Source organism: Eubacterium album (assembly GCF_025336545.1).
GTDB lineage: Bacteria > Bacillota > Clostridia > Lachnospirales > Lachnospiraceae > Eubacterium_U > Eubacterium_U album.
Map to the genome: position 1 here is coordinate 193,507 of NZ_JAODBU010000008.1, position 13,273 is coordinate 206,779.

The 13,273-nt window shown below is 31.1% G+C and carries 16 protein-coding genes; 5 read left to right on the top strand and 11 right to left on the bottom strand.

The features are described 5' to 3' along the window. Positions 1-2 precede the first annotated feature (2 nt). The 4 genes from lspA to N5B56_RS09750 all read left to right on the top strand — a co-directional run bounded on the left by lspA (position 3) and on the right by N5B56_RS09750 (position 3,642). Positions 3-566, top strand: coding sequence for a signal peptidase II (gene lspA, locus N5B56_RS09735; protein ID WP_118565085.1), 564 nt, complete (start codon positions 3-5; stop codon positions 564-566). A gap of 56 nt (positions 567-622) precedes the next feature. Further along, complete coding sequence (locus N5B56_RS09740) at positions 623-1,531, top strand: RluA family pseudouridine synthase (RefSeq protein WP_022089595.1); 909 nt, start codon at positions 623-625, stop codon at positions 1,529-1,531. A 252-nt stretch (positions 1,532-1,783) separates the two neighbouring features. Next, positions 1,784-2,497 (top strand): tRNA 2-thiocytidine biosynthesis TtcA family protein, encoded by a 714-nt coding sequence (locus N5B56_RS09745; RefSeq protein ID WP_260978820.1) that lies wholly within the window; start codon positions 1,784-1,786, stop codon positions 2,495-2,497. A gap of 89 nt (positions 2,498-2,586) precedes the next feature. Continuing rightward, on the top strand, positions 2,587-3,642 hold the full coding sequence (locus tag N5B56_RS09750; protein ID WP_117909374.1) for a tyrosine-type recombinase/integrase: 1,056 nt from the start codon (positions 2,587-2,589) through the stop codon (positions 3,640-3,642). Positions 3,643-3,762: 120 nt separating this feature from the next. Here N5B56_RS09750 and N5B56_RS09755 read toward each other — a convergent pair whose 3' ends face one another. After that, positions 3,763-4,086: a LysM peptidoglycan-binding domain-containing protein gene (locus N5B56_RS09755; protein WP_117909372.1), complete on the bottom strand. Its 324-nt coding sequence runs from the start codon at positions 4,084-4,086 to the stop codon at positions 3,763-3,765. 265 nt (positions 4,087-4,351) lie between these two features. Between N5B56_RS09755 and lexA the strand changes: the two genes are divergently transcribed. Next, on the top strand, positions 4,352-4,969 hold the full coding sequence (gene lexA / locus N5B56_RS09760; protein ID WP_022089591.1) for a transcriptional repressor LexA: 618 nt from the start codon (positions 4,352-4,354) through the stop codon (positions 4,967-4,969). A 147-nt stretch (positions 4,970-5,116) separates the two neighbouring features. Here lexA and N5B56_RS09765 read toward each other — a convergent pair whose 3' ends face one another. The 10 genes from N5B56_RS09765 to N5B56_RS09810 all read right to left on the bottom strand — a co-directional run bounded on the left by N5B56_RS09765 (position 5,117) and on the right by N5B56_RS09810 (position 13,143). After that, positions 5,117-6,418: a GTP-binding protein gene (locus N5B56_RS09765; protein WP_260978821.1), complete on the bottom strand. Its 1,302-nt coding sequence runs from the start codon at positions 6,416-6,418 to the stop codon at positions 5,117-5,119. Positions 6,419-6,690: 272 nt separating this feature from the next. Next, on the bottom strand, positions 6,691-7,995 hold the full coding sequence (locus tag N5B56_RS09770; protein WP_260978822.1) for an alpha-amylase family glycosyl hydrolase: 1,305 nt from the start codon (positions 7,993-7,995) through the stop codon (positions 6,691-6,693). Between the two features lie 14 nt (positions 7,996-8,009). Beyond that, positions 8,010-8,348: a ribosome silencing factor gene (rsfS, locus tag N5B56_RS09775; RefSeq protein WP_117909366.1), complete on the bottom strand. Its 339-nt coding sequence runs from the start codon at positions 8,346-8,348 to the stop codon at positions 8,010-8,012. Between the two features lie 102 nt (positions 8,349-8,450). Further along, positions 8,451-9,641 (bottom strand): nicotinate-nucleotide adenylyltransferase, encoded by a 1,191-nt coding sequence (nadD, locus tag N5B56_RS09780; protein WP_260978823.1) that lies wholly within the window; start codon positions 9,639-9,641, stop codon positions 8,451-8,453. A gap of 15 nt (positions 9,642-9,656) precedes the next feature. After that, positions 9,657-9,950 (bottom strand): ribosome assembly RNA-binding protein YhbY, encoded by a 294-nt coding sequence (yhbY, locus tag N5B56_RS09785; RefSeq protein WP_117909362.1) that lies wholly within the window; start codon positions 9,948-9,950, stop codon positions 9,657-9,659. A gap of 51 nt (positions 9,951-10,001) precedes the next feature. Beyond that, positions 10,002-11,285 (bottom strand): GTPase ObgE, encoded by a 1,284-nt coding sequence (gene obgE / locus N5B56_RS09790; protein WP_022089585.1) that lies wholly within the window; start codon positions 11,283-11,285, stop codon positions 10,002-10,004. A gap of 101 nt (positions 11,286-11,386) precedes the next feature. Then, positions 11,387-11,671, bottom strand: coding sequence for a 50S ribosomal protein L27 (gene rpmA, locus N5B56_RS09795; protein WP_117909360.1), 285 nt, complete (start codon positions 11,669-11,671; stop codon positions 11,387-11,389). A gap of 2 nt (positions 11,672-11,673) precedes the next feature. Continuing rightward, positions 11,674-11,997 carry a ribosomal-processing cysteine protease Prp gene (locus N5B56_RS09800; protein WP_022089583.1) on the bottom strand — a complete coding sequence of 108 codons (324 nt, stop codon included), beginning with the start codon at positions 11,995-11,997 and terminating at the stop codon, positions 11,674-11,676. A gap of 30 nt (positions 11,998-12,027) precedes the next feature. Next, positions 12,028-12,336, bottom strand: coding sequence for a 50S ribosomal protein L21 (gene rplU, locus N5B56_RS09805; RefSeq protein WP_260978824.1), 309 nt, complete (start codon positions 12,334-12,336; stop codon positions 12,028-12,030). 306 nt (positions 12,337-12,642) lie between these two features. Continuing rightward, entirely contained in the window at positions 12,643-13,143 is a 501-nt protein-coding gene (locus N5B56_RS09810; RefSeq protein ID WP_260978825.1) for a cysteine hydrolase family protein, read from the bottom strand. Positions 13,144-13,273 lie beyond the last annotated feature (130 nt).

Below are 13,273 nucleotides of genomic sequence, written 5' to 3' on the forward strand. Positions count from 1 at the left end.
AGATGAAAACAGGACTACATAATTTAAAGCTTATTGTTTCTTTAATTGTTCTGATAATATTTGATCAATTAACTAAATTTTGGGCTGTTACACAATTAAAATCCGGAAAAGTTATTTCCATAATTCCAAATGTCTTTGAATTAAACTATTTGGATGGAGGGAACACAGGTGCAGCCTGGGGTATTTTTTCAGGAAAGATAGCTATGTTTATCATCTTTACAATAATAGTAGTAATTATACTGATTTTATGTATTTACAGAATCAGCAAACTACTAACGTTAAACTGTTCGTTAAATACTATGCATTTAATTTCAATGCAGTATATAATTACTTTATTGATAGCAGGAGCAATTGGTAATTTGATTGACAGAATTGTAAATGGATATGTTGTGGATTTTCTGTATTTTAAGCTTATAGATTTTCCAGTATTTAACGTTGCTGATTGTTATGTGACAATCGCATGTGCATTGCTTATAATTTTTTGTGTCTTTGTAATTAACGACAAAGAATTTAATGCGATTTTTTCTTTGAAAAAAGATGATTCTGAAGATAAAAAAGATAAATAAATTTCAAACTATAATTTAGAAAATTATTTTACAAATATAATTTAAGCGAGAATAAAATGAGTAATATATATTATGTTGACGATGATTTCGAAGGAGTTCGAGTTGATAAGTATTTAGGCGAAATTTTGCCTGACATATCTAGATCTTATATTCAAAAACTGCTAAAAAGCCAGCATATTTTAGTAAATAAATGCGTGTGCAAAGCTAATTACAAAGTTAAAACGGACGATATAATTAATGTAGATATTCCTGAACCGTTAGAAGCAAATATTGTAGCTGAAGATATTCCTTTAGATATAATATATGAAGATGATGATATTTTAATAGTAAATAAACCTAAAGATATGGTTGTGCATCCGGCTCCAGGTCATTATACAGGAACATTGGTTAATGCATTAATGTATCATTGTCGTGATAATCTTTCTGAAATAAATGGTGTTTTAAGACCTGGAATTGTGCATAGAATTGATAAAGATACAACAGGTGCTTTAATTGTATGTAAGAATGATTACAGCCATAATTTTGTAGCCGAGCAATTAAAAGTTCATTCGATAACGCGAAAATATGTAGCAATTGTAAATGGTGTTATATCTGATGATGAAGGCACTATTGATGCACCAATTGGACGTCATGAAGTTAATCGTAAAAAAATGTCCATTAATTATAAAAATGGTAAAAATGCAGTGACTCATTATAAAGTTTTAAAGCGTTTCAAAAAATACACATACATTGAATGTCAGCTCGAGACAGGGCGTACACATCAAATAAGAGTTCACATGTCAAGTATTAATCATCCTATTTTGGGCGATGAACTCTACAATAACAATAAATGTCCGTTTAAATTACAGGGACAAACTCTTCATGCAAAAACTATTGGCTTTATTCATCCTACAACTAAAGAATATGTAGAGTTTGAAGCACCATTACCTGAATATTTTAAACATTTGCTTGAAATATTAGACTAAAGAACTTATTTTAATGCAATTTTATAAAAAATATAGTTTAAAAAGGCATAATATCAAGTATGTATGCATTAAATTATAAACGCTTATACAATATATGAATGAATTACATACAAAACATTTCGTTAAAGTTGTCTTTTGCGAACAGTTGTGTTACACTAATTATGTGGACGCAACTGTTTTTTTATACTGTTTACTTCCACTACAATCGTATTTAATTATAAATAAATAATAGTTTTCAAGGTAGGTAAAATTATGAAATCACAGAAATTATATAGTTACGTAAGAAAGGCCGTTGATGATTTTGGAATGATTGAAGATGGTGATAAAATAGCAATCGGTATATCAGGTGGTAAAGATAGTTTAACTTTACTATATGCATTGAGCGGACTAAAAATATTTTATCCAAATAAATTCCAATTAGTTGCAATAACAGTTGATTTAGGATTTGGTATTCAGGATTTAGATAAGATTAAGGATTACTGCAAAAAATTTGATGTAGAATATCATGTAATAGAAACACAGATTGCTGATGTAGTGTTTGAACAGCGAAAAGAATCCAATCCTTGTTCTTTATGCGCGAAAATGCGAAAAGGTGCATTAAATAATAAAGCCGAGGAATTAGGCTGTAACAAAATAGCTTATGCACACCATAAGGACGATATCATTGAAACAATGTTTCTTTCACTTATTTATGAAGGAAGATTCCACTGCTTCTCTCCTGTTACATATTTAGACAAAAAAAGATTAACAGTTATAAGACCATTAATGTATGTACCAGAAATGGATGTTATTGGTTTTGCTAAAAGATATGAACTACCTGTTGCAAAAAACAGATGCCCAGTTGATGGACATACTAAACGAGAATATGTTAAAAAACTGGTTAGACAGTTGGTAAAAGAAAATCCCGGTTGTAAAGAACGTTTCTTCACTGCTATTATGAATGGATGCTACAATATGGATAAATAATATTATTTTTGTATTTTAAAAATAATATTGTATTTCATAAATTTGTATTAAAAAAACAAGAAAGGTTATTTTAAATTTGGTATAAAATTATGGCACAGAATCATACATATCATGAACAGATTAATATTGATAACGAATTAAAATTAAGAGAGTTGCAAAAGAAATTACCTAAATTCTGTTCTACTTTTTTTAGAGGAATTGAACCTACTACTTCTTCACGTACAAGAATAGCATATGCTTATGATTTAGGTATATTCTTTAATTACATTAAAACAGAAAATCCTAAATATTCAAATATAAATATTTCAGAACTTGATTTAGATATTTTAGATAAATTGACAGCTACTGATATTGAAGAATATTTAGAATATCTAAAATATTATATTTCTGATGATGGCAAAGAACATACAAATAGCGAGCGAGGAATAATGAGAAAACTTGCAAGTGTTAGAACTTTATATAATTACTTTTATAGAAAAGAACTTATTAAAAACAATCCTGCTAGTATTGTTTCGATGCCTAAACTTCATGACAAAGAAATAATCAGACTTGATGTTGATGAAGTCGCTGAATTATTAGATGAAGTAGAAAATGGAACAAAGTTAACTAAATCCCAGCAAAACTTTCATACTAAAACTAAAGTTAGAGATATTGCAATACTAACACTTCTTCTTGGAACAGGTATTCGTGTATCTGAATGCGTTGGTATTGATATAAATGATATTGATTTTAAAAACACAGGTATAAAAATTCAACGAAAAGGTGGATATGAAACAATCATTTACTTCGGTGATGAAGTTGAGGAAGCGTTAAAGAATTATATGGAAGAGCGAAAAAGAATTGTTCCTGTTGAAGGACATGAAGATGCATTCTTTCTTTCAATTCAAAGAAAACGTATGGGTGTTCGTTCTGTAGAAAAACTTGTAAAAAAATATGCAGGTCTTGTTACTAATTTGAAGAAAATAACACCACACAAATTAAGAAGTACTTATGGCACAACTTTATATCAGGAAACCGGAGACATATACCTTGTTGCAGACGTTTTGGGACATAAAGATGTAAACACAACTAAAAAACATTATGCTGCAATTGATGATGAACGCCGCAGAAAGGCTAGAAATGCCGTGAAATTACGCAATGATTAAGCACTAGATAAAAATCATTAATAAATAAATCAAAACGCTGTATGACTAAAATTTAGTTCATACAGCGTCTTGTAATTTTATTACATTGCCTATAGTCAATTTGCATTAACTATTATTATATTATTTCTTTATTTCATCTGAATAATACATAACTGATATATATTTCCCAGCGTGAATCTTATCACCACTTCCAATGTGATTATATTTACAGATTTCATCTACATACTCTGATACTGATGCATATTCCGGTGTTATGTATTTCTTAGCGATACTTGTTAATGTATCTCCGGGTTTAACCTCTACACTTGTGTAATATTTATATCTGTTAGAGTCAGCCTTCTTCTGTGCTCCAACATCTGTAAGCTTAACAGTACATACAACTGCAGTTGCAAGTAACATTGTAAAAATAACTGATGATAAAAAACTGTTTCTAAATAACTTCATGTTTAAAATCCTCCATATAATATATTTATATTATTGCTATTACGCGAACACTTGTTTGCTTTGTATAATTATATTAACACCCGAACGTTTGTTTGTCAATACTACTTTCGAATATTTGTTCGGTTTTTTGTTGCGTAATTTTTTCTTATATGATAAAATTAGCATATGAGGTGTACATTAGATGGTACAGTTAAGTATATTTTGAAATTTTTTTTTGATTTTGAATATATTTTAAAATTTTATATATTATTTGGAGGAATTACATATGCCTGGTAAGATTACAGCTAAACAGCAACAGATTCTCGATTACATAAAAGAAGAAATATTAAGAAAAGGATATCCACCTACAGTTAGGGAAATCTGTGAGAAAGTTGGTTTGCGTTCTACTTCTTCTGTTCATTCACATTTAGCTACTTTAGAAGAAAACGGCTACATAAGAAGAGACCCTACTAAGCCTCGTGCTATCGAGATAATTGATGATGAATTTGGACTTGCACGAAGAGAAATGTCTAATATTCCGGTTGTTGGAAGAGTTGCTGCAGGTGAGCCATTACTTGCAGTTGAAAACATCGAAGATTATTTTGCATTGCCAACTGAATTTTTACCTAATAACGAAACGTTCATTTTGAAGATTCACGGTGAAAGCATGATTAACGTAGGTTTTTACGAGAATGATTATATTATTGTAGAAAGAACTTCTGCTGTAAGTAATGGAGATATTGTAGTTGCTTTAATAGATGATTCTGCTACAGTTAAAAGATTCTATAAAGAAGATGGACATATCCGCCTTCAACCTGAAAATGACAATATGGATCCAATAATTGTCCCTGATTGTGAGATTTTAGGTAGAGTTCATTCATTATATAGACCTCATGTTGTTTAAGCTAACATAATATAAACATGTTATTTAAACTAATATAAAAAAGATATCAGTTGAAATAAACATTTTCATATCGAATAAGATAAATTTGTTCATTTTTACTGATATCTTTTTGTAATGTTATTACAATACTTTCTCGTTAGTGTGTTTTTATGCAAGGCAATCATCTAATGATTTAATTATAGCTTCTTTATCAAGATTCTGACCGATAAATACTAATTTAATCATACGATCGCCTACTTCTTCGTCCCAATCCTTAACTAATGTAGGATCATCTTTCATTGCCTGAGCACGTACTCTTCTTGGTGCTGTAGCATACCATCTGCCGGCATTTGTAATATTAATCTGTTTACCTGCCTGTTCAAACATATAAGCGTCATTATTGTTCTCAGCTGCCCAGATAATACCTTTGCTTCTGATAATACCTTTAGGCATATCATTAATCCAGTCTTCAAATTTTTCTTTAGCAAAAGGTTTTCTTCTATAATATACAAAACTTCCGATACCGTATTCTTCTGCCTCACCCTCTCCATGATGATGGTGGTGATGGTGATGATGTCCATGATGTCCGTGGTCATCATTTTCATGTTCATCATGATGATGATCGTGTCCCTCATGATCGTGTCCTTCGTGTTCATGTTCGTCATGATGATGACCGTGTCCCTCATGATCGTGTTCCTCATGATCGTGTTCGTCGTGGTCATGATGTTCGTCTTCATCTGCGTCATAATTTTCAAGAGCCTGAATCCAACCTGCTGACATACTTGCTTCATCGAAATCAAATCTTTCAGTATTTAAAATTTCACTTACAGGAACTTTTCCGTAGTTAGTATCAATTGTCTTAGCATTTGGCTGAAGAGTTTTAACAATAGTTTTAACCTTGTTTAACTGTTCTTCTGAAATAGTATCAACTTTGTTGAAAATAATAGTATTACAAAATTCAATTTGCTGAATAAGTAAATTTTCGATATCTTCATCATCAATATCATCTTTAACAAGATTTTCACCACATCCAAATTCGTCTGCTAATCTTGCTACATCGACAACAGTTACAATATTATCAAGACGGCAAAGTTTTGCTCTCTTATCATAAGAACCGTCTAACATAGTAATAGACTGAGCAATTGGCAATGGCTCACAAATACCACTTGCTTCAATTAATAAATAATCAAATTTACCTGATGAAACTAAATCAATAATCTGATTAATTAAATCAACCTTTAATGTACAACAGATACATCCATTCTGAAGTGGAACAAGATTGTCATCTTTCTGTGTAACCTGTCCGCCTTTAGCTATTAAGCTTGCATCAATGTTAACCTCACCAATATCGTTAACAATAACCGCTACTTTATATCCTTCCTGATTAGAAAGGACTTCATTAAGTAATGTTGTCTTTCCTGCACCTAAATAACCTGTAAGTAATGTAACAGGTACAATCTTCTTTGCCATTTAAATCTACCTCTTTTCATAAAAATTATGTTATTGCTCAATTGTATACAAATTTAAAATTTCAATTACAAAATTAAGCAATAAAATTTAATTTAGCCATTTGTACATTTAATATAATAAAATCATTTTTTAACAAAATTATGAACAATTTCAAAATAATGAATTATTATTCATTTTATATAATACCAGGTTTAACCTAATAATCAAATTTATAAGCAAATTATAAGTGATTTTAAATTATAAATAAAATATTTTATAATTTAAGACTATTCTTAAACTAATTTCAAAATATATGAACTATAAGCTTTCATTTCAAAACCATTTTCTACTCTTAATTCTTTATTAGTCAACAAATCAATGTAATTTGCTGAAACATTAAAATTAGCATAATAATTATTTTCATCTGCATTAATGCAAACTAATACAGTCTCTGTATCAACACATCTTTTGATTACACATTGTTTATTTGTAAGTAAAATAGTAGAAAAATCTCCGTAATTTAATGCAGTTGAATTTTTCTTAATATCAGCTAATTTAGAAATGTGCTTAAACAATTCATTTTCAATTGGCTGTTCAAATGAAGGACGCAAAGCTTGGTCTCCCTGACTTTTATCAGCTTTTTCGCCCCATTCACTTCCATAATAAACACAAGGAATTCCAGGCATTCCAAACATCAATGTATAAATCAAAGGCAAATGATTTTCATTACTTAGTATGCTTGCAACTCTTGTTACATCATGATTATCTACAAATGAAAATAGATGCTTTCCTTTGTATATAGTCCAATTTTCGGCCCCGAACTGTCTGTTTAAAGAATGACATATTTCAAACATATTCATAGAATTAAAACTTGAATATAAACCTTTATAGCACTCATAATTTGTTGCTGAATGTAACATTGAATCATTCATTCGCTGATTGTAATCTCCATGAAGCATTTCACCAACCAAAAAGAAATCATTTTTTAATCCATCACAATAATTTCTTAATCTATGCAGAAACTCAGGTGAAAGACAATAAGCTACATCAAGCCTTATTCCATCAATATCAAATTCATCAATCCAAAATTTAACTGCATTAAGTATATGCTGCACTACTTCTTCATTTCCAAGATTTAACTTAACTAAATCATAGTTACCTTCCCAGCCTTCATACCAAAGTCCATCATTATAATTGGAATTTCCTTCAAAACTGATGTGGAACCAATCTTTATATCTGGAATTTTCTCTATTCTTTAAGACATCCTGAAATTGATAAAATCCTCGTCCTACATGATTAAATACACCATCTAAAACAATTTTTATACCATTTTCATGGAGCTCTTGGCAAATATTTTTAAAATCTTCATTTGTGCCTAATCGTTTATCGAGCATGCAGTAATCCCTTGTATTATAACCATGTGTATCTGATTCGAATAAAGGAGAAAAATAAATTGCATTTGCTCCAAGTTTCTTAATGTGTGGAATCCACTCTGAAACTTTATTGATTCTATGCTCTAATACACCATCATTTTCAAATGGTGCACCACAAAATCCAAGTGGATAAATCTGATAAAATACACTTTCATATGCCCACATGTATATCACCTCTTTTATAATTCAACAACTTTTCCGTCACGCCAGATTCTCTCTAAATCATAGAATAAACGATTGTCTTTATTAAATACATGGACAATAATATCTTCATAATCCATTAATACCCAGTCACCACTTCTATACCCCTCGATATGAGTGGGATTTTTGCCGATTTTATGCATTTCTTCATCAACATTATCTACCATTGCCCTTACCTGATTATCATTGTTTCCGCTGGCAATAATAAAATAATCAGCCATTGTAGAAATTTCAGATATATCGAGTACTGTAATATCTACACCTTTTTTATCATCTAACGCGTCATAGGCTATTTTAGCCATCTCTCTGATTTCCATATTGTTTCCTCCGTAATTATATTACAAATCAAGATAACTGTTTTATTTAAAAATAATATTTCTATCAAATTAATTATAATTAGTAATCCAAATATGATTAATTTATCTATTCTCTATAACATTTTTATAAAATTCATATGCCTTACATGTATTTACATCAATATTATCCGTGGAATTACCTTTTGATTTTAAATAGTTAAGTGTATCTCTCAAAATTGTATATACAGTTAAATCAATATCTGAATATGCAATTTTGCGTAAATAATCAAGATTTGGTGCCTGATTTCTTGACGGCTCAATATAATCTGCCGAGAAAATAATTTTCTCTAATAAAGTCATATTAGGCTTTCCTGTTGTATGGAATGTTATTGCTGATAAAACGTCATCATCATTTATTCCGTATTTATTTCTAGCAAGAACGGCACCCGCTTTACTATGCAAAAGAAATTGATTCTTCATTTCCATATCGGTTATTTCGATGTTATTATCTTTACACAATTTAACTTTTTCTTCATCTGGAATACATTTAGCACAGTCATGAAGTATTCCTGCAAGATATGCCGTATTAGGATTCTCACCCAAAGCTTCAGCCATCTTTTTTGCTGTATTCGCAACACCTATTGTATGTTCATAGCGGTGTGGATTAAGTTCTTTCTTTAAATCTTCTAATATTTCAGCCGGATTCATTCTTTTCACCTGATTTGTATTTTGATATAAATTATGTTCTTTAATATATTTGTATATTTGATTTGGGATTTCATCTTTATGTTCTGACAAATGCATTCTTATTTCAGACGAAGATATATCTGTCGCTTCAACAAAAATTACTTCAATATTACAGTCATACTTTTCTTTTAAAGAAGTTATTTTTGCATTTATATTTTTCATTGACCCATCATTTCTTGCTGCAACAAGTACTGTATAACAGGAAAAAATAATTTCAGGGTGATACCATGATTCAATATTCATCAATGAATCACTGCCAATAATAAAATAAAATTCATTATCAGGATAATCTTTTTTTAGAAAAGTCAATGTATCAGCCGTATATCTGTAGCCATTCTTATATTCGTAATCACAAGGTATAAACGAACAATTATCTCTCAATCCTATATTCAGCATTTCAAATCTCACCTCAAAAGAATTAACTGTTTCTGAATTCTTGTGAGGTGGATTAGGTGATAACATAAACCAAATCTGTTCCAAATCAAATTGTTTCTTAGCTTTACTGGCAATATTTATATGAGAAACATGTAATGGGTCAAATGTTCCTCCAATAATTCCAATTTTCATATAATCACCTTAATTTTACGGAAGAATTATTTTTCTATCCTTTTCTTCTTTAGCCGGTCTGTATAATACGATTTTTCTTCCTGTAACAGCTACTAAAGTTGATTTTGTACGTTCTGCAATAACCTGTCCGACTTCTTTACAATCATCAAAGCAGTTCTTTAAAACAGATATTTTTATAAGTTCTCTCTTAGCAAGTGCTTCGTCAATTGCTTCTGTAAGCTCAGGTGTTACACTAGACTTACCAACCTGAAAAATCGGATCCATTGTAGCAGCTAATTTTCTTAAATATGCTCTCTGCTTACTTGTCATATCTATCTCACCTATTCCATTACTATGGAATTTCCTTTCTTTTGAAAATCATTATTTATAATAATCAAATTCATGTCCATATATCTTAACTGTATCTCCATCAGTTATACCTAATGCTTCAAGTTCATCTAAGATACCATTTTCCTTCATAAAATTCTGGAAGAATACAAAACCTTTTTCTGATTCAAGATTTGTATATCCTAACATTCTTTCAATACGAGGACCTTCTATAGAATATAAACCATCTTTAATTTTTTCAACTGTATAAGGATCTTCTACGTTGTCAAAGAACTGTTTTGGATCATATTCCTGTTCAAATACAGTTGGGGCATCATCGAATTCATCAAGCATTTCTCTAACATGATATAACAATTCCTTGAGTCCTTTACCACTTACGGCTGAAATTGGATAAACCTTAATTTCCGGTTCAAATTCTTTCTTGATGTCATCAATAATAGTATTGCTTTCTCCATAAATTGCATCTATTTTGTTTGCTGCAATTACCTGTGGTCTGTTAAGCAAATCAGGATTATATGCTTCTAATTCAGCATTAATTGCCTTAATATCTGCAATTGGGTCTCTTCCTTCAACAGAAGCGGCGTCAACCATATGAATAATTACCTTTGTACGCTCAATGTGTCTTAAAAATTCATGTCCTAAACCTACACCTTCGGATGCTCCTTCAATAAGTCCCGGTATGTCTGCAATTACAAATCCTTTTCCCCCAGGCAAATCAACAACACCCAAGTTAGGATTTAATGTTGTAAAATGATAATTAGCAATTTTAGGTTGCGCATTTGTTACTCGTGATAAAAGTGTTGATTTTCCAACATTTGGGAAACCTACTAAGCCAACATCTGCAATAACCTTTAACTCTAAAATTACGTTAAGTTCCATTGCCTGCTGTCCCGGTTGTGCGTATTTAGGGGCCTGCATAGTAGGTGTAGCATAATGCTGATTGCCTTTTCCTCCACGACCACCATTTAAAACTGTTACGCGCTGATTATCTCCGCTCATGTCAGCCACAACTTTACCTGTTTCGACTTCACGAATAACTGTTCCTTCAGGAACTTTTATAATAAGGTCTTCACCATTTTTTCCATGTTTATTCTTCTTACCGCCATCTTCACCCGGCTGAGCCTTGTAATTGCGGTTATGTCTAAATTCGTATAAAGTATTTAATCCTTTATCTACTTCAAAAATAATATCGCCACCACGGCCACCGTCTCCACCATCCGGTCCGCCATTTGGCACATATAATTCTCTTCTAAAGGAAACGTGTCCGTCTCCTCCTTTTCCTGATTTAATATAAATCTGTGCACGATCTGCAAACATTATTTATACCTCCATCTCAAACTAAATTAATAGAGTTACAAAAATTATATATAAAAGAAAAGCTTCAAACCACGAATGATTTGAAGCTTTGAAATCATTAATTATTCTGCTACAGGATAAACAGAAACCTGTTTCTTGTCTCTTCCTTTTCTTTCAAATCTTACGATACCATCTGATGTAGCAAATAATGTATCATCACCACCACGGCCAACGTTAACACCTGGGTGAATCTTTGTACCACGCTGTCTGTAAAGGATGTTTCCAGCTTTTACAAACTGTCCGTCTGCTCTCTTAGCGCCGAGTCTCTTTGATTCTGAATCTCTACCGTTCTTTGTAGAACCAACACCTTTTTTATGAGCGAAGAACTGAAGGTTCATCTTCATCATAGCTATACCTCCTTAAAATCTAATGTTATATACTCTTTGTTTTCGTTTTCAATCTCCCTTAACCCAAGGGCAAGAGAATCAATCAGCAATTCTGATTTACTGCCAGGTTTATATGAAAAAATTAATCGAATTAACCCTGCTTCTTCATCTGTATCCAATAAAAATTCATCATTAGTAAATGTTTCTATTGAATTAATGCAATTAATGGTTAAAGCTGAAATAGCCGCACAGACAATATCTTCACCTGCATCAGCATATCCTGAATGACCACTAACCTCAAAGCCTTTATATAAACCCTGTTGTTTAAAAATTGTTACCTTAGTCATAAGATAATCCCTTCTAAACTCTAACTAAAATTAAGCATTGATCTTGTCAATTTTAACTTCTGTGTACTGCTGTCTGTGACCATTTTTCTTATGATAACCAGTTTTTCTCTTGTATTTGTAAACGATAACCTTTTTAGACTTACCGTCGCCAACAACTGTTGCTTCTACTGTAGCTCCAGCTACTGTAGGTTCACCAACTTTAACTTCGTCTCCGCTTACGAGAAGAACCTGGTCAAATGTATATGTGCTTCCAGCTTCAGCACCGAGCTTTTCAACTCTGATTGTTTCACCTTCAGAAACCTTATACTGTTTTCCACCTGTTGCTATAACTGCGTACATACGGCACCTCCTATTTAACATTACTCGCCAGTTTCGGTGATTGCAAAAAGCAATACTTATAACCACACTGAGCGGCATACTCATATATATTATCATATAGATATATGGATGTCAAACACATTATAAAAATTTATTCTTATTTTCTGTAAGTATTTTTCATCCAATAATAAAGCATTAGTCCATGATAAATTATAAAAAAGTATTATGTCATTAAAAATTTATTTACCATTATATTATGATGCCAGGCAAAAAACAACTTTAATGTCTTCGGATTGTTACGTGCTACGTATTTCAACAACCCCGGCATCATATTATATTAATCTGACAAGACTTTGCTGTTGCAATAGCTGCTGCTTTCGATTCAGGTGTTACTCCTGCTGTTGCATCTTCGACAATATTTATTTTTATTTCAGGATAAAATGCTTTAATAATAAGTGCATTGGATATAACACAAATATCTGTGCAAAGGCCTACTAAAACAACTTCGTCAAAATTATCTAACTTACCTTTCCAACCTTTAAATCCAAATGATTCTTTATCAATTATTTCTGCACCATCCGTATTTAATATATCGTGTATCTGCCATCCGTGTGTATTTTTTATACAATGTTTTACAGGTAAATTTTTTCCTTCCTGAGTATCAAGATAATTTTCGTAATGAGTATCTCTTGTAAAAAATAAATTATCATAATCTTTTTTATCTATTAAATCATTTACATTTGGCAATATATTTTGTGCTTCATTTGTCCCTAAAGAACCGTCTATAAAATCATATTGCATATCTATTACTATAAGCGCTTTTCTCATAATTAATATCTCCTTGTAATATAGAGTGTAAATATCTTTATTAATATTAACATTTTTCTAATACAATGCCAATGATTAGTTAATGTAAAAAAGGAACCAACGTCATCCGTCGGCTCCTTTAAACGCAACA

Bases quoted from the DNA above. Each gene is read 5' to 3' on its own strand.
- lexA (WP_022089591.1), top strand. From the start codon at position 4,352: ATGCCTGGTAAGATTACAGCTAAACAGCAACAGATTCTCGATTACATA.
- rpmA (WP_117909360.1), bottom strand. From the start codon at position 11,671: ATGATGAAGATGAACCTTCAGTTCTTCGCTCATAAAAAAGGTGTTGGT.
- N5B56_RS09745 (WP_260978820.1), top strand. From the start codon at position 1,784: ATGAAATCACAGAAATTATATAGTTACGTAAGAAAGGCCGTTGATGAT.
- nadD (WP_260978823.1), bottom strand. From the start codon at position 9,641: ATGAAAATTGGAATTATTGGAGGAACATTTGACCCATTACATGTTTCT.
- N5B56_RS09800 (WP_022089583.1), bottom strand. From the start codon at position 11,997: ATGACTAAGGTAACAATTTTTAAACAACAGGGTTTATATAAAGGCTTT.
- rplU (WP_260978824.1), bottom strand. From the start codon at position 12,336: ATGTACGCAGTTATAGCAACAGGTGGAAAACAGTATAAGGTTTCTGAA.
- N5B56_RS09740 (WP_022089595.1), top strand. From the start codon at position 623: ATGAGTAATATATATTATGTTGACGATGATTTCGAAGGAGTTCGAGTT.
- N5B56_RS09750 (WP_117909374.1), top strand. From the start codon at position 2,587: ATGGCACAGAATCATACATATCATGAACAGATTAATATTGATAACGAA.
- N5B56_RS09765 (WP_260978821.1), bottom strand. From the start codon at position 6,418: ATGGCAAAGAAGATTGTACCTGTTACATTACTTACAGGTTATTTAGGT.
- N5B56_RS09810 (WP_260978825.1), bottom strand. From the start codon at position 13,143: ATGAGAAAAGCGCTTATAGTAATAGATATGCAATATGATTTTATAGAC.
- N5B56_RS09770 (WP_260978822.1), bottom strand. From the start codon at position 7,995: ATGTGGGCATATGAAAGTGTATTTTATCAGATTTATCCACTTGGATTT.
- lspA (WP_118565085.1), top strand. From the start codon at position 3: ATGAAAACAGGACTACATAATTTAAAGCTTATTGTTTCTTTAATTGTT.
- yhbY (WP_117909362.1), bottom strand. From the start codon at position 9,950: ATGACAAGTAAGCAGAGAGCATATTTAAGAAAATTAGCTGCTACAATG.
- obgE (WP_022089585.1), bottom strand. From the start codon at position 11,285: ATGTTTGCAGATCGTGCACAGATTTATATTAAATCAGGAAAAGGAGGA.
- rsfS (WP_117909366.1), bottom strand. From the start codon at position 8,348: ATGGAAATCAGAGAGATGGCTAAAATAGCCTATGACGCGTTAGATGAT.
- N5B56_RS09755 (WP_117909372.1), bottom strand. From the start codon at position 4,086: ATGAAGTTATTTAGAAACAGTTTTTTATCATCAGTTATTTTTACAATG.